The organism is Glycomyces harbinensis (genome assembly GCF_900101745.1).
Classification (GTDB): Bacteria; Actinomycetota; Actinomycetes; order Mycobacteriales; family Micromonosporaceae; genus Glycomyces; species Glycomyces harbinensis.
The window spans coordinates 203,167-226,054 of record NZ_FNAD01000006.1; the positions used below are offsets into that span (position 1 = coordinate 203,167).

Below are 22,888 nucleotides of genomic sequence, written 5' to 3' on the forward strand. Positions count from 1 at the left end.
TTGATCATCGCACTGTTCACGACGGCGGCACTGCCTCGGTCTCGCACGGGAATCCGCGTGCGGTGAGGAAGCCGCGCAACGTGGTGAGGTGCTCGTCGCAGGCGGCCCAGCGCTTCACGCGGTCGACGCTGTGCAGTCGGGGGTTGCGCCACAAGAGCATCCAGGCGGCCTCGCGGCGGCAGCCCCGGGCGGAGCAGATGGGCGTGTCGGCATCGGAGGTCACTGTGCGATTGTGCTCGCTCCGCGGCCTCAACCGGTGCGGGGCCACACCGCTGTGTCGATGAACGCCTCGACCGCCTCGATCACGTCGGCCAGGGCGTGCGCGGAGTCCACCAGCGGCCGGCCGGGAATGAACAGGCCGTGGTCGGCCCCGCGGATCTCGCAGACCTCGCCGGGCAGGTCGGTCGCGAGCTTCTTGGTCCAGGCCGGGTCGGCGGAGCCGCCGATGAGCAGGAACGGCGCGGTCGCGCGGCGCAGGGCCTGCACGATCGGATAGTGCTGGAGCAGCGGCGTGAACCAGATCGCCGGGAGCCCGTGGTGGGCCGCGAGGACCGCGGCGGCCGACCCGAGGGACTTGCCGACCAGCAGCGGCGGGTCGTCGTTGTGGACCCGGTCGAGCACCGCCTCGGTCTGCTCGCACACCCCTTCGACCATGGACTGCTCGTCGGACGCGAGCCGGTCCACGTCCTTCCACACGATCGGATACGTATGGGCGCCGCGCGATTGCAGGGCCACATGGGTGTACATCAGCAGCGGCCCCTGAACGCTGTAATTGCGTCCGGGGAGCAGGAGCGCTTGGCGGCGACGGGGCATGAGGGAAAGTCTAGTTCCGCCAGCGCCGAAATGAGGGTCCTGACGACTGGAGGGACGGAAGAGCCGCACGACCACGGGGGAAGTCGTGCGGCTTGGAGAAAGCATAGCGCTCCGACATTTCGCAGCAACGGATTGAATCCGCGCGGCGTGTCACGCCGCGGGGCAAACCCCCCTCCGCGTTTGCCGAAAAGCCGATGCGGCAGTGTAGACCTGCTGCGCCCCAAGGGGTTCGGCCACAACTGTCGGGTTCCCGACAAAACCCGGTGCGGAGGCGCCACGCGGGTCCCAGCGGCCCCCTGCGCGCCTCGAACGGGCGAATTAGTATCGACAGCACCAGACCGACGCGCCTGAAGGAGCCGACATGGGATCACCCGAGGCCGACCGTTCGAACGACCGCCCGGCAGGGCCCTCCGCGACCGGGCTCCCCACGCCGGCCGAGAACGCCGCGCTGCTGGAGAAGGCCCTGTTCGAGATCAAGAAGGTCATCGTCGGCCAGGACGCCCTGGTGGAGCGGATGTTCGCCGCGCTCCTCGCCCGCGGGCACTGCCTCATCGAAGGCGTCCCCGGCGTCGCCAAGACCCTCGCGGTCGAGACCATGGCGAAGGTCGTCGGCGCCGACTTCAACCGCATCCAGTTCACCCCCGACCTGGTCCCCGCCGACATCGTCGGCACCCGCATCTACCGCCAGTCCACCGAGACCTTCGACGTCGAACTGGGCCCCGTCTACACCAACTTCGTCCTCGCCGACGAGATCAACCGCGCCCCCGCCAAGGTCCAGTCCGCGATGCTCGAGGTCATGGCCGAGCAGCGCATCTCCATCGGCGGCCAGACCCACGTCCTCCCCAAACCGTTCCTGGTCATGGCCACCCAGAACCCGATCGAGCAGGAGGGCGTCTACCCCCTCCCCGAAGCCCAGCGGGACCGCTTCCTGTTCAAGGTCAACGTCGGCTACCCCACCGACTCCGAAGAACGCGAGATCGTCTTCCGCGTCGGCGTCGACACCCCCGTCCCCGACCGGGTCCTCGACACCGACGACCTCCTGCGCCTCCAGCAGGCCGCCGACGGCGTCTTCATCCACAACGCCCTGGTCGACTACGCCGTGCGCATCGTCATGGCCACCCGCAACCCCGCCGGCGCCGGACTCGGCGGCATCGCCCGCCACATCCAGTACGGCGCCAGCCCCCGCGCCTCCCTCGGCCTCATCCGCGCCACCCGCGCCATCGCGCTCCTGAGGGGCCGCGACTACGCGCTCCCGCAGGACCTCGACGACATCGCACCCGACGTGCTGCGCCACCGCCTCGTGCTCTCCTACGACGCGATGGCCGACGGCATCAGCGCCGACCGCCTCGTCGCCCAGCTCCTCGCCGCCGTCCCGGCCCCCACCGTCACGCCCAGGCAGGACGCCGCACCGCGCGGGGCCGAGTCCTACCAGCCGGCCCAACCCCAGCAACCCGGCGCCTGGTAGGCCCATGAACGTCGCCGACCTGCGCGCCCTCGACCGACTCCAGCTTCAAGTCACCCGCCGCCTCGACGGGCTCCTCCACGGCGACTACCTGGGCCTTTTGCCCGGCGCCGGCACCGAGGCCGGCGAAGCCCGCGAGTACCGGGCCGGAGACGACGTGCGCCGCATGGACTGGCCCGTCACCGCGCGCACCACCACACCGCACGTGCGCACCACCATCGCCGACCGCGAACTCGAGACCTGGCTCGCGATCGACCTGTCCCCGAGCCTCGACTTCGGCACCGTCGGCATGCTCAAACGCGAACTCGCCGAAGGCGCCGTCGCCGCCTTCGCCTACCTCGCCGGACGCGGCGGCAACCGCATCGGCGCCGTCATCACCGAGGGCGGCCCCGCCAAGGCGATCCCGCCCCGCCCCGGCCGCGGCGGCGCCCGCTCGCTCCTGCGCACCGTCACGACCTTCCCGCGCGGCGAAGGGGCCGGCGACCTCGCCGAACTCATCGACAAGACCCGCCGCCACGCCCGCCGACGCGGCCTCGCGATCGTCATCTCCGACTTCCTGGAGGACGAGGACGACCCGAGCGACTGGGCACGGGAACTGCGCCGCCTCGCCGTACGGCAGCAGGTCCTGTGCGTCGAAGTCCTCGACCCGGCCGAGCTCGCGCTCCCCGACGTCGGCGTCCTCGACCTGACCGACCCCGAGACCGGCGCCACCGTCGAAGTCCAGACCGGCAACGCCCGCTTCCGCGCCCGCTACGCCGAGGCCGCCGCGGCCCAGCGGGCCCGCATCGCCGACGGCATCCGCTCCGGCGGCGCCGCGCACCTGCGCCTGTCCACCGACTCGGACTGGCTGCGCGACATCGCCGCGTTCGTCGCCCAGCGCCGACACCTCGCCGCCTACCGCTGACCAGCCGCTACCCGCGCATGAAGGAGAACTCTTGATCCGCCTGCTCGACCCGATGTGGCTCCTGGCGCTCGTCCCCGTCGCCGCGCTCGCCGCGGTCTACATCTGGGCCCAGTTCGCCCGCAAGCGGATCGCCGTGAGGTTCGCGAACGCCTCGCTCCTGGCCAAACTCGTGCCCAAGATCCCCGGCTGGCGCCGCCACCTCCCCGCCGGCCTGCTCGTCATCGCGCTGGCGCTCCTCGTCGGCGGCATGACCAAGCCGGCGGTCGACGTCGAAGAGCCCCAGGAGCGGGCCACGATCATCCTCGCCATCGACGTCTCACTGTCCATGATGGCCACCGACGTGGAACCGAACCGCATCGACGCCGCCAAGGCCGCCGCGGCCGACTTCGTCGCCGAACTGCCCGAGCAGTACAACGTCGGCCTCGTCTCCTTCGCCGGGTTCGCCTCGGTCGTCGTGCCCCCCACCAAGAACCGCGCCGAGGTCACCAGCGCCATCAACGGCCTCACCCTCGCCGAGGCCACCGCCACCGGCGACGCCGTCTTCGCCTCGCTCCAGGCCGTCCAGCAGGTCATGCCCGACGCCACCGGCCAGCTCGCCCCGGCCCGCATCCTCCTGCTCTCCGACGGCTACCGCACCGCCGGCCGCACCGTGGAGGAGGCCGGCGAGGCCGCCGCCGCGGCCGAGATCCCCGTCTCCACCGTCGCGTTCGGCACCGACGAGGGCGTCATCGAACTCGACCAGGAACTCGTGTCCGTCCCCGTCGACCGCGAGGCCCTCGCCGGCCTCGCCGACGTCACCGGCGGCGACTACTACGAGGCCTTCTCCGCCGAGGAGCTGCGCGCCGTCTACGAGGACATGGGCTCCTCCCTCGGGTACCGCACCATCGCCGAGGACGTCTCCCAGTGGTTCGTCGGCACCGCCATGATCCTGCTGTTCACCGCGGCCGGACTCAGCCTCGCCTGGACCTCGCGCCTCACATGATGCGGTGAGGCGGGCAGCACACCCTGCGTGAAGGCCCCTTCGCACCGGGAGGGGCCCGTCGCTACGATCTTCGTGGCTTCATACAAAGAACGTGAGGGAGTTCGAACAATGGCGCGCACGGTCCTCGTCACCGGAGGCAATCGCGGGATCGGCCTCGCTATCGCGAAGGCCTTCGCGGCCCAGGGCGACAACGTCGCCGTCACCCACCGCGGCACCGGCGCCCCCGACGGCCTCTACGGCGTCCAGTGCGACATCACCGACACCGCCTCGGTCGACGCCGCGTTCACCGAGGTCGAGGAGAAGTTCGGCCCCGTCGAGATCCTCGTCGCCAACGCCGGCATCACCGACGACACCCTCCTGCTGCGCATGAGCGAAGACCAGTTCGAACGCGTCGTCGACACCAACCTCAAAGGCGCCTGGCGCGTCGCCAAGCGCGCCTCCTCGAAGATGCTCCGCGCCAAATTCGGCCGCATGATCTTCATCTCCTCGGTCGTCGGCCTCTACGGCAACGCCGGGCAGACGAACTACGCCGCCTCCAAGGCCGGCCTGATCGGCCTCGCCCGCTCGATCACCCGCGAGCTCGGCTCCCGCAACATCACGGCCAACGTGGTGACCCCCGGCTTCGTCGCGACCGACATGACCGACGCGCTCCCCGAAGCGCAGCGCAAGGCCTACCTCGACGCCATCCCCGCCAAGCGTTTCGCCGCCACCGAGGAGATCGCCGGGGCCGTGACCTGGCTCGCGGGGGACCGGGCCGGCTACGTCAACGGCGCGGTCATCCCCGTCGACGGCGGCCTGGGCATGGGCCACTAGCAGCAATACTCTTCAAGCATTGACAACCACGGAGGAACACATGTCTGGAATCTTGGACGGCAAACGACTGCTCATCACGGGTGTGATCACCGAGCAGTCACTCGGCTTCGGCGTGGCCAAGTACGCGCAGGAGCAGGGCGCCGAAGTGATCCTCACCGGATTCGGGCGCATGTCCCTGGTCGAGCGCATCGCCAAGAAGCTGCCGACCCCTGCCCCGGTCATCGAGCTCGACGCGACCGACCCCGAGCAGCTCGCCGGCCTCGCCGACAAGGTCCGCGAGCACGTGGACGGCCTCGACGGCGTCCTGCACGCCATCGCCTACGCCCCGCCCTCGGCCCTCGGCGGGAACTTCCTCAACACCCCTTGGGAAGACGTCGCCACCGCACTCCAGGTGTCGACCTTCTCGTACAAGTCCCTCGCCATGGCCTGCCTGCCGCTGATGGAGGGCGGAGGCTCCATCGTCGGCCTGACCTTCGACGCCAGCCAGGCCTGGCCGGTCTACGACTGGATGGGCGTGGCCAAGGCCGGGCTCGAGTCCGCCAACCGCTACCTCGCGCGCGACCTCGGCCCCAAGGGCATCCGCGTCAACCTCGTCTCCGCCGGACCGCAGCGCACCATGGCCGCGAAGTCCATCCCCGGATTCGAGGCCTTCGAGGAGGCCTGGACCGCGCGCGCCCCCCTCGGCTGGTCGCTGACCGACTCCGAGCCGGTCGCCAAGGCCTGCGCGGCGCTCCTGTCCGACCTGTTCCCCGCCACCAGCGGCGAGATCCTGCACGTCGACGGCGGCTTCCACGCCGTCGGAGTCGAGCGCACCGAAAAGTAGCGGAGCAGCCATGTCTCTGAACGGCTCAGCCACGAACGGCACCGCCGAGAACGGATACGACGCGGTACTGCTCGTCTCCTTCGGCGGTCCCGAGGGCCCGGGCGACGTCCTGCCGTTCCTGCGCAACGTCACCCGCGGCCGCGGGATCCCCGACGAGCGCCTCGCCGAAGTCGCCGAGCACTATTACCACTTCGGCGGGATCTCGCCGATCAACCAGTGGTGCCGGGAGGTCATCGAGGCCCTCCGCCAGGAGTTCCGCGTCAGCGGCATCGACCTGCCGATCTACTGGGGCAACCGCAACTGGCCGCCGATGCTCGTCGACGCGGTCACCCAGATGACCGGCGACGGCGTCAAGCACGCCCTGGCGCTGTGCACCAGCGCCTACGGCTCGTACTCCTCGTGCCGCCAGTACGTCGAGGACATCAACGCCGCGCGCGCCGCCGTCGGCGAGACCGCACCGGTCATCGACAAGATCCGCCACTTCTTCGACCACCCCGGCTTCGTCGGCGGCTTCGCCGCCCAGCTGAAGTCGAGCCTCGACCAGATCGAGGACCAGTCGAAGACGCGCGTGGTGTTCACGGCGCACTCGATCCCGGACGTCATGGAGGAGTGCTCGGGCCCCGAGGGCGCCCGCTACTCCGACCAGGTCGCCGAGGCCGCCGCCCTGGTCGCCGAACGCGCCGGATGGAACGGCCCCTTCGACGTGGTCTGGCAGTCCCGCTCGGGCCCGCCGTCGATGCCGTGGCTCGCGCCCGACGTCAACGACCACCTGAAGGTCCTCGCCTCCGAAGGCGTCGACACCGTCGTGGTCAGCCCGGTCGGCTTCCTCTCCGACCACATCGAGGTCCTCTGGGACCTCGACAACGAGGCCAAGGACACCGCGGCCGACCTCGGCCTGCGCTACCTGCGGGCCGGCACGCCCAGCGTCAACGCCGACCTGGTCGGCATGTTCCGCGACCTGGTCGCCGAACGCGTCAAGGGCGCGCCGATCCGCCGCCTCGGCAAACTCCCGGTCTGGGACCCGACGGTCGAGGGCTGCTGCCCCGCCCGCCGTCCCCCGGCCCCCGAGAAGCACCGGGGCGGCCGATAGGCCCCCGCCGGGCCCGCGCGACCGCCGCGGGCCCGGCACCGCGCTCCCCGCAGTCCCCGCTGGTAGCAACCACATGACATGCTTGTGGTGTGGAACCCGTCTTCTTCTGGATCGTCGCCGCGGTGCTGCTCGGCGTGGCCGAGCTCTTCACCGGAACCCTGGTCCTCGCCATGGTCGCCGCCGGCGCCGCCCTCGCGGGCATCGCCGCCGCCCTCGGCGCGCCCTTCTGGCTCCAGGCCATCCTGTTCGGCGTCGGTTCCGTCGCCTCGATCTGGGGCCTGCGCCCCTTCCTCAGGCAGGCCCTCGAATCCGACCGAGGTGACGAGCGCCCCCGCACCTTCGGCACCCGCGCCATCGAGGGCGCCGAGGCCCGCGTCATCGAGACCGTCGACCTCTCGGGCGGCCTGGTCGAGATCGCGGGGGACAACTGGACCGCCTACCCGCTGGAGCCCGACCAGGTGCTGGAACCCGGGGAGAGCGCGACAGTGGTAGAAATCAAGGGAGCCACCGTCATCGTCTGGAAGCAGAGTTAGCTGGAAACGCCCGTATAGCCTTTCCGCATCGTCTGGAAGCAGACACCGACCGCCCGCCGATCCGCCAGACCACTGGAGGCTAGAACACCATGGACCCGCTCGGCATACTCCTGCTGATCGTCGCGCTCTTCTTGATCATCGTGCTCTTCCGCTCGATCAAGATCGTGCCGCAGCAGTGGAACTACATCATCGAGCGCCTCGGCAAGTACCGACGCACGCTCGAACCCGGGCCCCGACTGCTGGTGCCCTTCGTCGACAACGTCCGCGCCAAGGTCGACCTCCGCGAACGCGTCGTCAACTTCCCGCCCCAGCCGGTCATCACCGCCGACAACCTCGGCGTGCAGATCGACACCGTGCTGTACTACATCATCACGCAGCCCACCGCGGCCGTGTACAACATCGACGACTACCTCGCGGGCGTCGAGCAGCTCACCACCACCACGCTCCGCAACGTCGTCGGCTCCCTCGACCTGGAGAAGACCCTCACCAGCCGCGAGGAGATCAACGCCCGCCTCGCCGCCGAGCTCGACAAGGCCACCGACAAGTGGGGCCTCAAGGTCACCCGCGTCGAGCTGCGCTCGATCGAGCCGCCGCTGAGCATCCGCGACGCCATGGAGAAGCAGATGCGCGCCGAGCGCGACCGCCGCGCCGCGATCCTCAACGCCGAGGGCACCAAGCGCTCCGCGATCCTCATGGCCGAAGGCGAGCAGCAGTCGCAGGTCCTGCGCGCCAAGGGCGCCCGCGACGCCGAGGTCCTCCGCGCCGACGGCCAGGCCAAGGCCATCCAGACGGTGTTCGCGGCCATCCACAAGGCCAAGCCCACCGACCGGCTCCTCGCCTACCAGTACCTCCAGACCCTGCCGAAGATCGCCCAGGGCGACGCCAACAAGGTGTGGGTCGTCCCGGCGGAGCTGACCAAGGCCCTCGGCGGCATCGGCAACGCCCTCGGCGGCATCACCGGCGACGTCAACGAGGAGGAGGACGAGATCGAGGTCGACACGAGCGCCCTCGAACTCGACGACTCCGCCGCCCAGGCCCTCGAAGCGGCCCAGCAGGCCGCTCGCGAGGTCCAGGACATCGGCGAAGGCAAGGCCAGGAACAACGAACTGCCGCCCTCACCGGCGTAGCGCGACGTGACGCCCTGAGGCGGCCGCACGGCCGCCCCAGGGCGTTTCGCGCGCCTGCGGCACAATCATCGGGTGCCCGACCCAGTGACCCGCATCGACGACCCGGACGACGGGCGCCTCGGCGACTACCGCGCCCTGACCGACCTCGCCCTGCGCACCCGCTTCGAGCAGCCGAACGGCCTGTTCATCGCCGAAGGACACCAGGTCATCGGCCGCGCACTGCGGGCCGGATACCGGATGCGGTCCATGCTCATCGACGCCAAGCGCGCCGACCAGCTCGCCCACCTCGCCGAAGGCGCCCCCTGCTACACCGCCGGGCCGGACGTGCTCGAATCGGTGACCGGCTTCCACGTCCACCGCGGTGCGCTGGCCTCGTTCCACCGCAGGGAACTCCCGGCCCCTTCCGAGCTCTTGACGACAGTGAAGCGCCTGGTCGTCCTCGAAGGCATCAACAACCACACCAACATCGGCGCGATCTTCCGCGTGGCGGCCGGGCTCGGCTTCGACGGCGTCCTGCTCGCCCCCGACTGCGCCGACCCGCTGTACCGGCGCAGCGTGCGCGTGAGCATGGGGGAGGTGTTCGCGGTGCCGTACGCCTACCTCGACCCGTGGCCGGGCGGCCTGCACCAGGTCCGCGAGGCCGGCTTCACGCTGCACGGGCTGAGCCCCTCGCGCGGGGCGATCGACATCGGCAAGGTCAGCGCCGCCGAACGGGAGCGCCCGGCGCTCATGTTCGGCGCCGAGGGTCCGGGCCTGACGGCCGCCGCCCTCGACGCCTGCGACCGCACCGTGGTGATCCCCATGCACGCGGGCGTCGACTCGCTCAACGTCGCCGCGGCGACCGCCGTCGCGTGCTGGGAACTGTCGCAACCGGCCCCGCGCTAGATCGCGACCGTGGTGAACTCCGACTCGCAGGGCGGACCCCAGGTGTAGGAGAGCCGCTGGGCGTCCAGCTCCAGGTGCACCGCCAGGGCCGTGTGCGTCTGGAGGTCCACCGGGTCGGTCTCGACCGGATGGCGGCACACCGCGATGGGGCCGCCGTCGTGGTCCCGCATGGCCGCGTACAGCCGCTCGGTCGACAGCGGCGACTCCTTGTCGAGCAGCGTCTCCATCCGCTCGCAGCGGTGGTACGTCGAGACGCGTCCGGACTCGAGCCAGCTCTCGTAGACGCCCAGCGCCTCGGGGGCGCGGAAGTGGTTGGTGTGCACCAGGGGCGCCTCCCCGGTCTGATAGATCACGCGCGACCCCAGCGGCGAGGTCTCGACGGTCGCCACACCCGATTCGGCGCTCCCCACGAAGAAGTTCGCCGAGCACGCGGGCCGAGGAGCCACGGCATGGCCCACCGCCTCCGCCAGCGAAGCCGACTCGAGAATGCGCCGCGTCCGCAGGTGGAAGGGCGCCGAGTCGATCTTCCAGTCGTCGACGCTGGCGCCGAGCCCGTTGACGCACAGGCCGATGCCGTTGCTGTTGATGCCGATCTTGGCGCCGGCGACGCCCGCCTCGGTGAAGCCGAGGACCGTGGTCTCGCCGTGCTTCCACTGGAGCAGGGCGCCTTCGACGCCGGTGAACCAGTCCCAGTTCTGCCCGATCTGGGTGCCGCCGGAGGCGAACACGCCGTCGGCGCCGCCGAACGAGGTGCACTCGGAGCGGACGCCTTCGGCCGTGGGGCGGCCGAACTCGCTCCAGGTGCTGTACAGCAGCTCGTACCTGGCGTTGAGCAGTGCGATGTCGAGGAGGCTCTGCCCGGAACCGTCCGCGATCCCGTCCATGGTCGCCCGGTAGGAGGCGTCCTCACGGGTGAAGAGCCCGAGGTACCGCTGCGAGCGCTCGGCGAGGTCGGGCTCGGTGAGCCCGGAGGTGAGCATCCGGGAACGGTAGACGGCGACGTTGCCGGCGATCTCGTCGCGCAGCGTTTCGCCGTGCTGCACGCCCTGGCGGTAAGGGCTGCCCTGCAGATGCAGAAGGGGGAGAGTCATGGATGCCATTGTGACAAACCCGATACGACAAAGCGAACCGCTTTCTCAGCGCCCCATGAGCGACTGCTCGACCTGCGAGTAGTGGATGGTCCACCACTTCACGAGCCCGGTCTGCCCCGGCAGCAGGTGGTCGCACGCCGAGTTGTGTCGCACGTAATGCCACTCGATGACCCAATTGTCCGTCAGTCGGTCCCACCACAGCTGATGCGTGGCCAGCCCGATCTCGGGTTCGCCCACGTCGAAGACGGACCGGTAGCCCCCGGCGAAGGCCCGGATCCGGTCGCAGTCGAGTCCGCGCTCATCGCCGTAGGTGAAATAGAACACGGCGGCGCGGGCCATTTCCCGCGCGTACGAGGAGACCACGAGCCGGTCCCAGTCCAGAATGGCCGAGACCCGGTCGTCGGGACCGTGCAGCACGTTGTGCGGGTGCAGGTCCCCGTGCGTGTAACCCGTGTACTGGGAGGCCATGTCGGGCGGCCGGCGGTCCCCGAGCCGAACGAGCAGGCCCCGCTTCAACCGCAGCGTCTGCTCGGCGGTGGCCTCGAACCCGGTCTTGTCCCCGCGCCCGGCGGCCACGAGCTCCAGCAGCCGGTCGACCTTCTGCAATGCAGCCTCGGTAGTAGGCGGATTGTCCGGCTTGGGGGGCCGATCGGCGGGGATGGAGGCATGCAGCGTCCGGTGCAGTCGCCCGATGACCGACCCGAGATCCCGACAGGTCTCGCGCGACATCGACAATCCGGACCGGTGGCGTCCGCCGACCCAGGGGAAGACCCCGAACTCCTCGCCCTCGAGGAAGATCGTGGTGCGCCCGTCCCTGCTCAGCACCGGCAGGACCACCGGCACCCCTGATCCGCCCAGCGTCTGCAGCACGTGGAACTGGAACTGAAGCTCTGGCCCGGTCACATCTCGGAACAGTTTCAGCAGGTACGACCCGGATGCGGAGTCGACTCGCCAGGACCGGTTCATCAGCCCGGTCTGGACTCGCTGCATCTGGTAGACCTGCCCCAGATCCCAATGTGCCAGCGCCGCGTCAGGGAGTCGAGGCGCGGTCACGGTCATGCCCCCAAGCGTAGCCGCCGCCTGCCCACACGCCTGAGCGCGAACCCCCCCTTGCGCCGAGCCGCGAACCATCGTGTAAAGTTTCGTCTCGTGCCAAGGCAGCCGAAAACACCCGCCTGGCAGGCAAAACAAACTACATATACACTTCTGTGTGCACGCGCGAGTGGCGGAATGGCAGACGCGCTAGCTTGAGGTGCTAGTGTCCTATTATGGACGTGGGGGTTCAAGTCCCCCCTCGCGCACAGAATGAAAGGCCCTGGTAACAGGGCCTTTTTGCTGTCTTTGGATGGCAGTTGTGCGCCCCCGGCGCAGGCGGTGATATCGCCACCTGGCAGCCAAAAAGGCAGCCATTCGGAGCCGGATGCGGATCCTTTCCATTCGAGATAGGCCATCATTGGTCAGCCATCGGCCAATGTTGGCTCGAGTGTCGGCCCGCGGGTCGGGTCGGATCCAACCCGACCCGCGGGCTCACCGAGCGGTCAGGCGGTTCGGCGGCGGATGCCGAACAGCAGGACCGTGCCCATGAGCACCAGTACTCCCGCGGTAGTGACAGCCGTGGCGGTAGCGCCGCCCGTCGCCGCCAGCGACTCCAGGCATCCGCCGGGTGCGACTGCGTCCTCGCCGTCCTCGGCGCATCGGACGTAGGTGTTGGTGACGGTCGCGGTCTGCGTCGCTCCGGCGGCGATGGTCACCGTGGCGGGATCGATGACGGTCTCGGCCGCGCGGACGCGATCGTTGCCGCCGTCGGCGGTTTCGGTGATGGTGCACTCGCTTTCGGCCGGGAGGCCGTCGACCGCCAGCAGGTGGTCGCCCGCGGTGGAGCCGGCCGGGACACTGAGCGTGCGTTCCTGGTCGAGCGCCCCTGCGGGGTCGGTGCAGGAGACGCTGATGGCGATCTCGTCCTGGAGCCCTGCGCCCGGTCCTTCGATCCGCTTGGTGATCTCGAGACTTCCCGCGGTGTAGGGGATCAGTTCTGCGCCGGCCCGAGAGGTCATTTCCGCGCTCTGGGCGAGCACCAGCTTCTGCGCCTCGTCGCGTCCGGGGTTCGAGCCGTCGTACAGGTACACGGTGCCGACGAGGTGCTGGGCGGCGAGGTCCAGGACGAAGGCGTGCGGGTCGTCGGGCCCGATGATCCGGGCCCATAGCTCAGCGCCTGGGGCGACCGTGTCGCCGTCGGCGAGCGGGTTCGCGCCCTCGGGGTCGGTGAAGACCTCGACGCCGGTGGCTCGAATCGTGGAGGAGCCGTCGGCGGTGACAGTGAAGGGGCCGACGATCTCCCCGGTGTCAGGGGCCGGCATGGTCTCGGGGGTCACGGTCAGCTCGGGTGTGGACGGCTCGTTGGCGGGCCCGTTGGCGAGCGCGTCGGCCACGATGGCGGCGGTGAGCGCCCCGACCGTGTCCGAGGCGTTCAGGATGAAGCCGCGACGGCGCCGACCGTTGCGTACCGATCAGAGCGGTCGTGAATCGGATTTGAAGCCTTTCTGAAGCAGGCCGGTCGTCGACTGTTCCACGTCAGCAGTTCGCAGCTCGATCGGAGACACGCCATGGACACCCTCGAAACGCCCACATCGGACTCTGAGATCGCGGTGGAGGACGACGGGTTCGATCCGGATTTTCGCATCGTCGTCGGCAAGGAGGTGCAGATGCCCGAAAGCGGATTCTCATGCTCCTGGTACACCTGCTCCCAATGCTGCACCATCACCAGCAGGCCCGACCGTTGCTGCTGAGCGCCGTCCGATGAACCGGCCGCAACGGGAAGGCCCGCGGAATGAGCGCTGAACGAGTCCTGGCCATTTCGCCGCGCAAGGCCGGTACGCACCTGCTCCAGCAGCTCATGGTGCGGCTCGGCTACGGCATCTACGGCGAAACGGTTCCCCCCGAAGCCGGGCGTGCCGCGTTCAGCCTGCGCGAGCGGCAGCGCCTCGCCGAACGCTTCGCCGACCCCGCGGAGTTCGACGGCATCGACGTCCGCCGCGACACCGAGGAGTTCATCCGCCGGACTGACCTGCTGCTCATTCAGCTCGGTTGGATCTGGCAGATGCGGCTCGCGGCCCGGAACTTGTCGAACGTCCAAGTGTCGCAACCCGATGCCGACTTCACGCTGAAGATGGCACCGGAGGCGTGGACCCGGCCGTTCCGGGAGGGCCCGTCGAGGCTGTGCTGGATCTTCCACTCGGTGGACATCTGGCGGATGGACCCGCTGTTCCTCGAGGAGTGGATCCGAGAAGGTGAGCCTCGCATGGTGCTGAACCACCGTGACCCCCGGGACACGCTGGTGTCGATGGTGGACTTCTTCGCCGGCGAAGGCGGCTTGAAGTTCCTCAGATACCCCGAGTCGGCGACGTTCGGACCGATCTTCCAGAACATCCCCGACCGGGCGGACCGGATCACGTACGCGCTGCGTGATCCGGCCCTTCCTCTGATGGCCGATTACGAGGCCGCGATCAGCCTGCTCTACCACCCCAAGGTCGCCGACGTCTCCTTCGAGGACCTGGTCGGCCCGAGCGGCGGCGGCAGCAGGGATCGGCAGATGGAGGCGACCCGGCGCGTCGCCGAGCACCTGGAATCCGACGTCGATCCGGAACGCGTCGTGGACGACCTGTTCGACCGCTCCGCTTTCAGCTTCCACAAGGGACGTATCGGGCGTTGGAGGGACGTCTTCACCGCCGAACACGAGGCGATGTTCAACGACCGCTTCGGGCACCTGTTGGAGGTCTTCGGATATGCGTAGCGACACGATGCTGCCCGAGGATCTCAGGGAGTCCGCGAACAGGATGGCCGCGGCGATCGCACACCGGCTGACCGACACCGACCTGGTGGACGAGTCGGTCCGTGGCTCAGCGGCGCGCGCCGCGAACCCCTTCGGCTGGGGTGGCCCCTCGCTGTTCGGCGGGCATGCCGGCCAGGCGCTGCTGTTCGAGTACGCCGCACGCGCGGTGCCCGAGGAGGCCGACCGGTGGCGGGCGGCCGCCCGGGAGTCCCTGCGCACCGCGGCCCGGCTCACTCAGCAGATGCCGCTCGCCGATCCAAGCATCGGCTACGGCACCGCCGGCCTGGCCTCGGCGCTCGCCGAATGCGAGGTGCACCAACCGGGATACCGGCGTGCGCTGGGCGCCGTGAACCGGAAGCTGGCCGAGCAGATCCAACAGTTCCCCCGCCCTGACGGAGACGACGGCACCAGCCCGGCCCGCTACGACGCCATCCAGGGCGCCGCAGGGATGCTCGGTCACCTGGTGTCCGTGCCGGACCCGGAGCCGGCCGTGCGCGCCGCCGCGGACCGGCTCGTCGACGACCTCACCTGGACATGCCTACCCGTCACGGAGTACGGCGGCAACGCCCGCTGGCACGTGGCCCCGCGGTACCTCGAGGACCCCGATGACGCCGCGCGGTTCCCGAACGGCTACCTCGACCTCGGCCTCGCCCACGGCATCCCCGGGCCACTCTCGGCCCTGAGCCGCGCATGGCGGGCCGGGTACCGGCGGCCCGCGCAGCGCGAGGCCATCCGCCACACCGCCGATCGGCTCGTCGCGTGGAGCGTGACCGACCACTGGGGTGCCAACTGGCCGCGCACCATCGCGCTCGACGAGGACGGCGCACCGGAGCCGCCCGTCGAACCGGTCGGGCGACTCGCCTGGTGCTACGGCGCACCCGGCGTCTGCGCCGCGCTCCTGGACGCCGCGCTCGCACTCGACGACGACGAACTCCGCGCGACCGCCGTCGCCGGCCTGCGCGCCGATCTCCAGCGGCTGCGCGAAGGCCGGGCCCACGTCCACACCGCGGCCCTGTGCCACGGCGCGGCGGGCCTGCTCGCGATCGCCCAGAAGTTCACCGCGCACGGCGACCGGTCGATCGGCGAGTTCGTCCCGGAACTGACCGAACGCGTACTCGCAGGATGCGACCCGTCGCTGCCGCTGATGGTGCAGCAGATCCACTCCAACGCACCGGAGATCGGCCTGGACAGCCCGGGCCTTCTGGAAGGCGCCGCGGGCGTCGCGCTGACCCTGTGGTCGGCCTCCGGCGCGGTCGGCCGCGGATGCCACCGCGCCCTCCTCATCGACTGACGCAGAACAGGAACACGACATTGGACGCAGCCGCCGAGCCCGCCCGCCGCATCGCGTACACCGCGGGGGAGTTCTTCATGCTGAGGGCGCCGCTGCTGCCCGTCGACGTCTTCACCCGGCTTACCACCGATGCCCCCGGAGTGCGCCCGGACTCCCTTGAGGAGCGCCGTGCCGCAGGGCGCGAACGACTCTGGGAGCTCGTGGACCGACCCCGCGTGGCCCACGCACTCCACGTCGCCAGTGCTGACCTGACCGAGCGGCTGCGCCGACTCGACGGCCCGCCCGCCGGCAGGGCCGCCGACCGGACGTTCGCGACGCTGCTGCGCTACCTCACTCGGATGTCGACACGGTCGACGCCGTTTGGCCTCTGCGCCGCCGTCGCCATGGGCCGCTTCGCCCCGGCCACGACCGCCGCACTCCGCGCCGACCCGATGCTGCGGGCCCGCACGCGCGCCGACTACGGCTGGATCGCCGACGTCGCCGCCCGCATCGGAAGCGACCCCGCATTGCGAGAAGACCTGCCGGTGCGGGCGAACGAGCTGCGGCACCACACGTCCGGACTCGTGATTCTCCAACACGTTGACGGCGGCAGCGTGCGCCGGGTGGCCTTGCAGGCGACTGCCCCGGTCGCGACGGCCCTGCACCTCGCCGACGGGCGCATCACCTTCGCGGGCCTCGTGTCCGAGTTGGAGCGGCGGTACCCCGGGGCCGGCCGGGACCGGGTCCGAGCACTCCTGACCCGAATGTGGGAGCAACACGTGCTCATCGCCGATCTGAGCGCGCCGATGTCGCCGGCGCCGCCTGAACTCGACTTGGCCGAGCGCCTCGCCGGCGTCCGCGCACCCGTCGTCGCGGGCCTGCGCCGCTCCCGCGAGCTGGCCGACGCCGTCGACGCGGCGGGCGGCCGGGCGTCGCCGTCGCTGCTCGACCGCTACACCGAGCACCAGCGCCGGATGTCGCCCGACAGCGGCAGAGCCGTCTATCAGACCGACACCGCGCTGGCGACGACCGGCACCGCACTGTCGGACCGGATCGCCACGGCCGCAGCCGACGCCGGCGCACTCATCATGCGGCTCAACTGCATGAGCCCGCGACTGCCCCACATCGCCGAGTACCACAGCACGTTCGTGGAACGGTACGGACTCGGCGCCGAGATCGCCCTGCTCGACGTGCTGAGCCCGGAACGGGGCCTCGGCCCGCCGAACGGCTACGCGTCCCCGCCCCGTGCGGTCCCCCTGCCGACCCAGCCCGCGACGACCCACCTGCGGCGCGACCGAGCCGTCGTCGACCTGGTCGCCACGGCCGTCCACCACCGCGTCCGCGAAGTGGAACTCACCGACGCCGACCTGGAGGCGCTGACGGTATGGCCTGACGACACCGTGCGCACCGGGCGCATGGCGACCCTGGACGTCTACGCCAAGATCGCGGCCCCGTCGCGGGAGGCGATCGACGAGGGCCGGTTCCGCCTGGTCCTGGCCCCGGGCTCGTTCCAGGGACTCCAGAGCTTCGGCCGGTTCGCCGACCTGTTCGACGAGGACGCGCTCGCGGCCGTGCGCGCGTTCGCCCGCGCCGAGGAGGCCCCGCACCCGGACGTCGTGTTCGCCGAGCTGAATACGGCGCCCTGGCTGGCGCGCCAGGGCAACCTCATCGCCCGCCCGGTCGTGCGCGAGTGGGAGGTCTGCGTGAACGCGGCACCAGTGCTGCCCGCCGATCGCCGGATCGCCCTACCGGACATCCTCGTCGGGGCGACCGGATCCGAGTTCTACCTGCGGTCGCGGCGAAACGGCAAGCGGCTCGTGGTGACCAGGTCGCATGCCGTCACCAACGTCCAGGCGCCCAATGCTGTCCGGGCGCTGCTGGAGCTGTCCGCCGACATGTTCGCCATCCCCTCCCCGTTCAATTGGGGGCCGATGAGCCAGGCGCCCTTCCTGCCGCGACTCGTCCGCGGGAACATCGTGCTCAGCCCCGCGTACTGGACCGTCGATGCGAGCACGTTCGGCGACGCACCGACCGGCGACCCCGACCGCGGGTACGACCTCGTGCAGCGCTGGCGCCGGGACTGGGAGGTCCCGCGTCATGTCTACCTCACGGCCGCCGATCACCGACTGCTGCTGGACCTGGAGCACCCGATGTGCGTGGACGAGCTGCTCCGCGAGGTCCGCAAAGGCGCGAGCCGAGCCTCCGCATCGGTGTTCCTGTACGAGATGCTGCCGGACTTCTCCGAACTGTGGCTCCGCGACGAGCACGGTCGCGGCTATCAGTCCGAAGTGGTCGTCCCGTTGCTCCCCGCGTCCGCCGGCGTCGATCACACCCATGCCCCGTCCGCGTCGCCGGGCACGGCGGCCGCGGTCGCGCGGCACTTCCCGCCCGGAGGCGAGTGGGCCTTCGTCAAGCTGTACACCGCGGTGGCGCAGCAGGACGACGTCCTCACCGGGCCGCTCCAGGCGCTGCTCGCCGACCTGCACGAGCACGACCTCATCGACGGATGGTTCTTCGTCAGGTACGCCGACCCGCAGCCGCACCTGCGGCTGCGGTTCCACGCCGCCGACACCGACGCGGCGCCGACGCTGCTGTCGAAGTGCGCCGCATGGGCCGCGGATCAGGTCCGGGCCGGGTGGGCATCCGATGTCGCCCTGGCCGGCTACGCCCGTGAACTGGAGCGGTACGGCGGCCCCGACGCCATCGCCGCGATGGAGCGGGTGTTCCAGGCCGGCAGCGAGACGACGGTACGCCTCCTCGCCGCGGAAGCCGAACACGGACTCGACCAGGACATGGTGTGCGTGTCGGCGCTGCACGCGCTGTGCCGGAGCTGGGGCTCGGATCCCTTGGTCCTCGCCGCCGAGAAACCGGGTCGCTCCGTCTCCGAGAGCGTGCGCCGGCGCTTCCGTGCCCTCCGGCCGCTGCTGTGCGAACTGCTTGCGCCTGGCCAGCCGGGCTCCGCCCCTGCGGCCCCGCGGTACGCGGCGGTGCTCGACCCGGTCTTCGCCCGCCAGCACGACGCGCTGGCCGAGGCCGGCGCGCTCGCCCGCAAACTGGCTCGCGACGCGCGGCTGAGCTGCACCGAGGGCGCACTGGTGGAGAGCCTGCTGCACATGCAGGCGAACCGCCTGACCGGGATCGACCGGGACCGCGAACGCGAATGCCGTGAGCTGTGGGCGCTCGCCGCACGGGCGATCGCGAACCGCCCTGCCGGCCGGCCGGCGACCTGACCACCGCTCACCGGCTCCGAACCCGGAACCGTCCGACACGAACCCGGAGAGGAACCCCATGCTGGCCGAGGACGCCGACCCCGAACTGGCCGCCGAAAAGCTCATCCACCCGCAGTTCCCCCGATCGGCCGCATACGACGCCGTGTGGCAGGGCCGGTTCGCGATGGGCCCGAACCCGCTATGGCTGACCGAATCGCTGGCGGAGCTGCTGGACCTGGCCCCGGGCATGCGGGTGCTCGACCTCGGCTGCGGCTGGGCGACCAGTGCGATCTTCCTCGCCAAGGAGTTCGGCGTGCATGTCGTCGCCGCCGACTACGGACTGCCTCCTGAGATGACCTGGCCGCTCATCGTCGAAGCCGGCGTCCAGGACCGGGTCATGCCGATCATGGCCGAGGCGCACGACCTCAGGTTCGCGCACGGGTACTTCGACGTCATCATCAGCATCGACGCCTACCAGTACTTCGGGACCGACGACCTGTACACCGGCTACATCCAGCGGTTCCTCGCCCCCGGCGGCGTCCTCGCGATCGTGCCGCTCGGCCTTGCCGAGGAGCTCGGCGGGGACGTGCCCGAGCACCTCGCCGACGCCTGGAAGTGGGACTTCCACGCGTTCCACAGCCCCGACTGGTGGAGCGCGCACCTCGGCCGCTCCGGCTTCTTCGACGTCGAGCACGCCGACCTCCTGCCCGACGGCTGGAAGCACTGGATGCGCTGGCACGAGCTCGGCGCCCAGGCCGCCGACCCGCAATGGCGCGAATTCTGCGCCGACTGGGTCCGCCGCTTCACCCTCGACCAGGGCAGGACGCTCGGCCTGCCCCGCGTCGTCGCCCGCAAGCGCCCGGACGCCGGCGGGCGCCGCGCGGCATGAGCCCGCGCCCGTAAGCTCCCGGCGAGGCGCTCGACCCGCTCGGCGACCGCGGCCGCCTCGGGATGCTCCAGTTCGGTCAGGATGGACAGCGCGTGCTCGTAGCAGTCGCGCGCACGGCCGGAGTCGCCCGATTCGAGGTGCATCTCTCCCAACACCACATAGGAGTCGGCTTCGTTGTAGCGGTCGCCGAGGTCGGCGAAGCCGGTGCACGCCCGGTCCTGGTACCCGATGGCGCGGGCGAGCTCGCCGAGCCGGCGGTGGACGTAGCCGAGGCTGTCGAGCGTCTCGGCCTGCCCGCGCCGGTCGTCGATCCGAACCTGGAACTCCAGGGACCGCTCGCACAGCTCCCGTGCCTCCTCCAGCTCGCCGAGTTGCGCCAGGTCCCAGCCGATCGCGTTGTACGCCCGGGACTGCCCCACGAGGTGGTCCACGGACTCGAACCCTTTCAGCGCGGAACGGTTGTGCCCGAGAGCGCTGCGGAAGTCGCCCTGCTGCTCGTAGAGCCAGCCGAGGTTAACGTGCGTTATCGCCTCGCCCACGGGGTCGGGTTCGACCGCGTAGTGATCGAGCGCGGAAAGGAACTGCTCGGCGGCGTCGGCGTAGCGCGCGAGCCTGGTGAGGGCCCGCCCGAGCAGCCGCCGCGACAGCGCCAGCTCGGACCGGGTGCCCTCCAGGGCCGCCGCCTGCGCGGCGAGGCGCTGGACCTGCTCCCAGTCGCGCCAGCGGTTCGACAGGTCCAGGTAGGAGATCATCGCCCACGCGATCCGCCACGCCTGCCGGTGCAGTCCCGACGCCGACGCCTCCTGCACCAGGCGGACCAGCGACCGGTGCTCGCGGGCGAACCAGTCCATCGCCGCATCGCGGTCCGGCATGGGGAACGGCGTGATCGACTGCGGGGGTTCCGGAAGCGCGATCCGATCACGCTGCGGATCGAGCAGCACGTCCCCGTTGTAGGCGCTGCGGAGGTAGTGCTCGCACAGGCGGCTGAGCGCCGCCGTCCGGTCGTGCCCGGCGGTGCGGTCCGCAGCGGTCTCCACGGCATAGGCGCACAGCAGGTCGTGGAGCCCGAACCGGTCGCCCGGCCGCTCGGACACCAGGTTCGCCCGGATCAGTTTCGCGAGCACGGACCGTACCCTGCGCGGCGGGACCTCGGCGAGGCTCGCGGCGGCCTCGACCGTGCACTCCGCGCCGGGGAGTGTCGCGAGGAGCCGGAACACCCTCGCGGCCTCGTCCTCCAGGGCGCTGTACGACCACGAGAAGACCGAGCGGATGTCGAGCGCGTCGCCGTCGAGGTCGAGCCCGTCCAGGCTTCCGGATTCCGCTTCGAGGTCGGCGGCGAGTTTCGGCAGGCGCAGGTCGGCGGTGGACGCCGCCCGCGCGGAGACCACCGCGAGCGCGAGGGGCAGTCCGGCGCAGCGCCGTACGATCGGATCGAGCGCGTCGGCGTCGGACGCGACCCGGTCGGGGCCGAGCCGGTCGATGACCATCTGGCGCGCCTCTATGTGTGTGACCGGCTCCAGCGCGATCCGGTGCGCTCCGGTCCGAGCCAGGAGCCCATCGAGGCGGTTGCGGCTGGTCACCAGCGTGAAGCAGCCGGATCCACCGGGCAGGAGGGCGGCGACCTGGTCGGCGTCGGAGGCGTTGTCGAGCACGAGCAGGAGCCGCTTGCCCGCGGTGACGCTCCGGTACAGGCCGGCCCGCGTCTCGGTGTCGTCCGGCACCGGGCCGGATGCGGGCGCGAGCGTTTCGATGAACCGCCGCAGGGCCTCGTCGGCGGGGATCGGCGGGCGGGGCCCGAACCCGGCGAGGTCGATGTAGAGCTGCCCGTCCGGGAACCACTGCACCGACTCGTGCGCGAAGTGGACGGCGAGCGTCGTCTTGCCGACGCCGGCCATGCCGGACACCACCGCCACTTTCGAGCGTCGGGCGGTCTCGGGGTTGAGCAGGTCTGCGAGCTCCTTCATCTCCGGTGCGCGGCCGGAGAACCGGTCCACATCGATCGGAAGCTGCCGCGGCACCGTGACCGGCGCCGCGGCGATGCGGGACCGGAGCTCACCGGGCTCCGGGGACTGTCCTGCCAGGAGTTCCCGATGCAGGCGCTGGAGCTCCGGGCCGGGGTCCGTTCCCAGCTCTTCGGCGAGCCGGACGCGGATCGCCTCGTAGCTGTCGAGGGCCTCGGCCTGGCGCCCGTTCAGTTGCAGCGTGCGCAGGAGCCTGGCCCACAGGGGTTCGCGGAGCGGGTGGCTCGACGCGAGCCGCCGCAACTCTCCGACGAGGTGGTCGGTTCGGCCCGCGGCGATGTCGAAGTCGATGCGGTGCTCCAGCGACGCCAGGTACCGCTCGGTCAGTTGGGGCGCCTCGGTCTCCTCCAGCCAGCGCGACTCCACGTCCGCGAACGGCGTGCCCCGCCACAGGCCGATCGCCTCGGCCAGGAGCGCCTGCTCCTCGTCGTCGTCGGCTGCGCGTGAGGCTCGGTCGAGGAGCCGTTCGAACCGCAGGGCGTCGACGTCCTCGGCGTCGACTTCGAGCCGCACGCCGGAGGGCGCGGTGACGAGCCGGTCCTCGACGCCGATGTAGGTCCGGAGCCTGCTCACATACGTTTGGAGCGTTCGGCGGGCGTTGTCGGGGAGCCGCTCGTCCCAGACGATCGCGGCGAGCCGCTCCGTGGAGACGGTCGTGCCCGCGGACATCGCGAGGGCCGCCACCACGGACCGCAGCCGGCTCGACAGCGGGCCGAGCGGCTCGCCGTCCAATCGGACCTCCAGGGGCCCGAGCACGCCGATCGACAGGCGCGGTCCACTCAGCTCTGGCAACAGACGCCACCTTCTTCGTGCTCCGAACATGCGGACGGTCTGATCGTAATGCCGTCGGTCAAGGCGAATGCACCCCAGAACCAGGTCGATGACACCGGTTTGAAGCCGATCTGAATCGGCACCGTGTTGGTGTTGCGGTCCGCAACTGCACGCACATCCGAATGGAGTTCCCATGCCCTTGAAGACCGCGGTACGCGCCGCTCTTGTCGCACTGGCCTTCGTCGCGGGCGGCCTCGCGGTCGCCGCGCCCGCCCAGGCCGAGGCGACCACCGACACCGCCGCTGTTGCTCCGGCAAGCCAGGAGCGCGACGGCTTCGGCACGTTCGACAACGACTGCTGCAACCACTAGTCCTTC

20 protein-coding genes, 1 tRNA gene and 1 pseudogene are annotated in these 22,888 nt (G+C 70.7%); 16 read left to right on the plus strand and 6 right to left on the minus strand.

Going from position 1 to position 22,888, the window contains the following annotated elements; genetic code table 11:
- Positions 1-16 precede the first annotated feature (16 nt).
- Both BLQ63_RS12380 and BLQ63_RS12385 read right to left on the minus strand, forming a co-directional pair.
- On the minus strand, positions 17-223 hold the full coding sequence (locus BLQ63_RS12380) for a hypothetical protein (protein ID WP_218125223.1): 207 nt from the start codon (positions 221-223) through the stop codon (positions 17-19).
- 26 nt (positions 224-249) lie between these two features.
- Complete coding sequence (locus tag BLQ63_RS12385; RefSeq protein ID WP_143014860.1) at positions 250-813, minus strand: alpha/beta fold hydrolase; 564 nt, start codon at positions 811-813, stop codon at positions 250-252.
- 361 nt (positions 814-1,174) lie between these two features.
- Between BLQ63_RS12385 and BLQ63_RS12390 the strand changes: the two genes are divergently transcribed.
- The 9 genes from BLQ63_RS12390 (at position 1,175) to BLQ63_RS12430 (ending at position 9,432) form a co-directional block, all read left to right on the plus strand.
- Positions 1,175-2,278 (plus strand): AAA family ATPase, encoded by a 1,104-nt coding sequence (locus BLQ63_RS12390; RefSeq protein WP_091034559.1) that lies wholly within the window; start codon positions 1,175-1,177, stop codon positions 2,276-2,278.
- A 4-nt stretch (positions 2,279-2,282) separates the two neighbouring features.
- Positions 2,283-3,179: a DUF58 domain-containing protein gene (locus BLQ63_RS12395; protein WP_091034561.1), complete on the plus strand. Its 897-nt coding sequence runs from the start codon at positions 2,283-2,285 to the stop codon at positions 3,177-3,179.
- A gap of 31 nt (positions 3,180-3,210) precedes the next feature.
- Positions 3,211-4,161, plus strand: a complete 951-nt coding sequence (locus BLQ63_RS12400; RefSeq protein WP_091034564.1) for a VWA domain-containing protein — start codon at positions 3,211-3,213, stop codon at positions 4,159-4,161.
- Positions 4,162-4,269: 108 nt separating this feature from the next.
- Positions 4,270-4,974 carry a beta-ketoacyl-ACP reductase gene (locus BLQ63_RS12405; RefSeq protein ID WP_091034567.1) on the plus strand — a complete coding sequence of 235 codons (705 nt, stop codon included), beginning with the start codon at positions 4,270-4,272 and terminating at the stop codon, positions 4,972-4,974.
- Between the two features lie 40 nt (positions 4,975-5,014).
- On the plus strand, positions 5,015-5,797 hold the full coding sequence (gene fabI / locus BLQ63_RS12410) for an enoyl-ACP reductase FabI (protein ID WP_091034570.1): 783 nt from the start codon (positions 5,015-5,017) through the stop codon (positions 5,795-5,797).
- Between the two features lie 10 nt (positions 5,798-5,807).
- The gene (locus tag BLQ63_RS12415; protein ID WP_091034575.1) at positions 5,808-6,887 is read left to right on the plus strand and encodes a ferrochelatase; all 1,080 of its coding nucleotides are present in this window, start codon (positions 5,808-5,810) and stop codon (positions 6,885-6,887) included.
- Between the two features lie 89 nt (positions 6,888-6,976).
- Positions 6,977-7,420: an NfeD family protein gene (locus tag BLQ63_RS12420; protein WP_091034580.1), complete on the plus strand. Its 444-nt coding sequence runs from the start codon at positions 6,977-6,979 to the stop codon at positions 7,418-7,420.
- An 89-nt stretch (positions 7,421-7,509) separates the two neighbouring features.
- On the plus strand, positions 7,510-8,547 hold the full coding sequence (locus BLQ63_RS12425) for an SPFH domain-containing protein (protein WP_091034583.1): 1,038 nt from the start codon (positions 7,510-7,512) through the stop codon (positions 8,545-8,547).
- Positions 8,548-8,601: 54 nt separating this feature from the next.
- Complete coding sequence (locus BLQ63_RS12430; RefSeq protein ID WP_419774935.1) at positions 8,602-9,432, plus strand: TrmH family RNA methyltransferase; 831 nt, start codon at positions 8,602-8,604, stop codon at positions 9,430-9,432.
- Here the strand turns inward: BLQ63_RS12430 and BLQ63_RS12435 are convergent.
- The gene (locus BLQ63_RS12435) at positions 9,429-10,523 is read right to left on the minus strand and encodes a C45 family autoproteolytic acyltransferase/hydrolase (protein ID WP_177154898.1); all 1,095 of its coding nucleotides are present in this window, start codon (positions 10,521-10,523) and stop codon (positions 9,429-9,431) included. The two genes, BLQ63_RS12430 and BLQ63_RS12435, sit on opposite strands and share 4 nt — an antisense overlap.
- Positions 10,524-10,568: 45 nt before the next feature.
- Entirely contained in the window at positions 10,569-11,582 is a 1,014-nt protein-coding gene (locus BLQ63_RS12440) for a phosphotransferase enzyme family protein (RefSeq protein ID WP_177154899.1), read from the minus strand.
- Between the two features lie 157 nt (positions 11,583-11,739).
- On the opposite strand from BLQ63_RS12440, the gene BLQ63_RS12445 reads away from it, so the two are divergent.
- Positions 11,740-11,824: transfer RNA gene (locus BLQ63_RS12445), tRNA-Leu, on the plus strand.
- A 237-nt stretch (positions 11,825-12,061) separates the two neighbouring features.
- Here BLQ63_RS12445 and BLQ63_RS12450 read toward each other — a convergent pair.
- Positions 12,062-12,952: a DUF5979 domain-containing protein gene (locus BLQ63_RS12450; RefSeq protein ID WP_091034599.1), complete on the minus strand. Its 891-nt coding sequence runs from the start codon at positions 12,950-12,952 to the stop codon at positions 12,062-12,064.
- Positions 12,953-13,126: 174 nt separating this feature from the next.
- Here BLQ63_RS12450 and BLQ63_RS12455 point away from each other — a divergent pair, with 174 nt between their 5' ends.
- Genes BLQ63_RS12455 through BLQ63_RS29240 form a run of 5 tightly spaced genes read left to right on the plus strand, consistent with a single transcriptional unit; the run spans position 13,127 to position 19,720 of the window.
- The gene (locus BLQ63_RS12455; RefSeq protein ID WP_091034603.1) at positions 13,127-13,309 is read left to right on the plus strand and encodes a hypothetical protein; all 183 of its coding nucleotides are present in this window, start codon (positions 13,127-13,129) and stop codon (positions 13,307-13,309) included.
- 41 nt (positions 13,310-13,350) lie between these two features.
- Positions 13,351-14,313, plus strand: a complete 963-nt coding sequence (locus BLQ63_RS12460; RefSeq protein ID WP_091034606.1) for a hypothetical protein — start codon at positions 13,351-13,353, stop codon at positions 14,311-14,313.
- Entirely contained in the window at positions 14,306-15,643 is a 1,338-nt protein-coding gene (locus BLQ63_RS12465; protein ID WP_091034610.1) for a lanthionine synthetase C family protein, read from the plus strand. Before BLQ63_RS12460 ends, BLQ63_RS12465 begins: the two co-directional genes overlap by 8 nt.
- A gap of 20 nt (positions 15,644-15,663) precedes the next feature.
- Positions 15,664-18,852 carry a lantibiotic dehydratase gene (locus tag BLQ63_RS12470; RefSeq protein ID WP_177154900.1) on the plus strand — a complete coding sequence of 1,063 codons (3,189 nt, stop codon included), beginning with the start codon at positions 15,664-15,666 and terminating at the stop codon, positions 18,850-18,852.
- A 58-nt stretch (positions 18,853-18,910) separates the two neighbouring features.
- The gene (locus BLQ63_RS29240) at positions 18,911-19,720 is read left to right on the plus strand and encodes a class I SAM-dependent methyltransferase (protein WP_091034618.1); all 810 of its coding nucleotides are present in this window, start codon (positions 18,911-18,913) and stop codon (positions 19,718-19,720) included.
- Positions 19,721-19,935: 215 nt separating this feature from the next.
- Here the strand turns inward: BLQ63_RS29240 and BLQ63_RS12480 are convergent.
- Positions 19,936-22,707 (minus strand): annotated as a pseudogene (locus tag BLQ63_RS12480) (AfsR/SARP family transcriptional regulator); the annotation flags it as partial.
- Here BLQ63_RS12480 and BLQ63_RS28420 point away from each other — a divergent pair.
- The gene (locus BLQ63_RS28420) at positions 22,706-22,882 is read left to right on the plus strand and encodes a hypothetical protein (RefSeq protein WP_177154902.1); all 177 of its coding nucleotides are present in this window, start codon (positions 22,706-22,708) and stop codon (positions 22,880-22,882) included. The pseudogene BLQ63_RS12480 and the gene BLQ63_RS28420 sit on opposite strands and share 2 nt — an antisense overlap.
- Positions 22,883-22,888 lie beyond the last annotated feature (6 nt).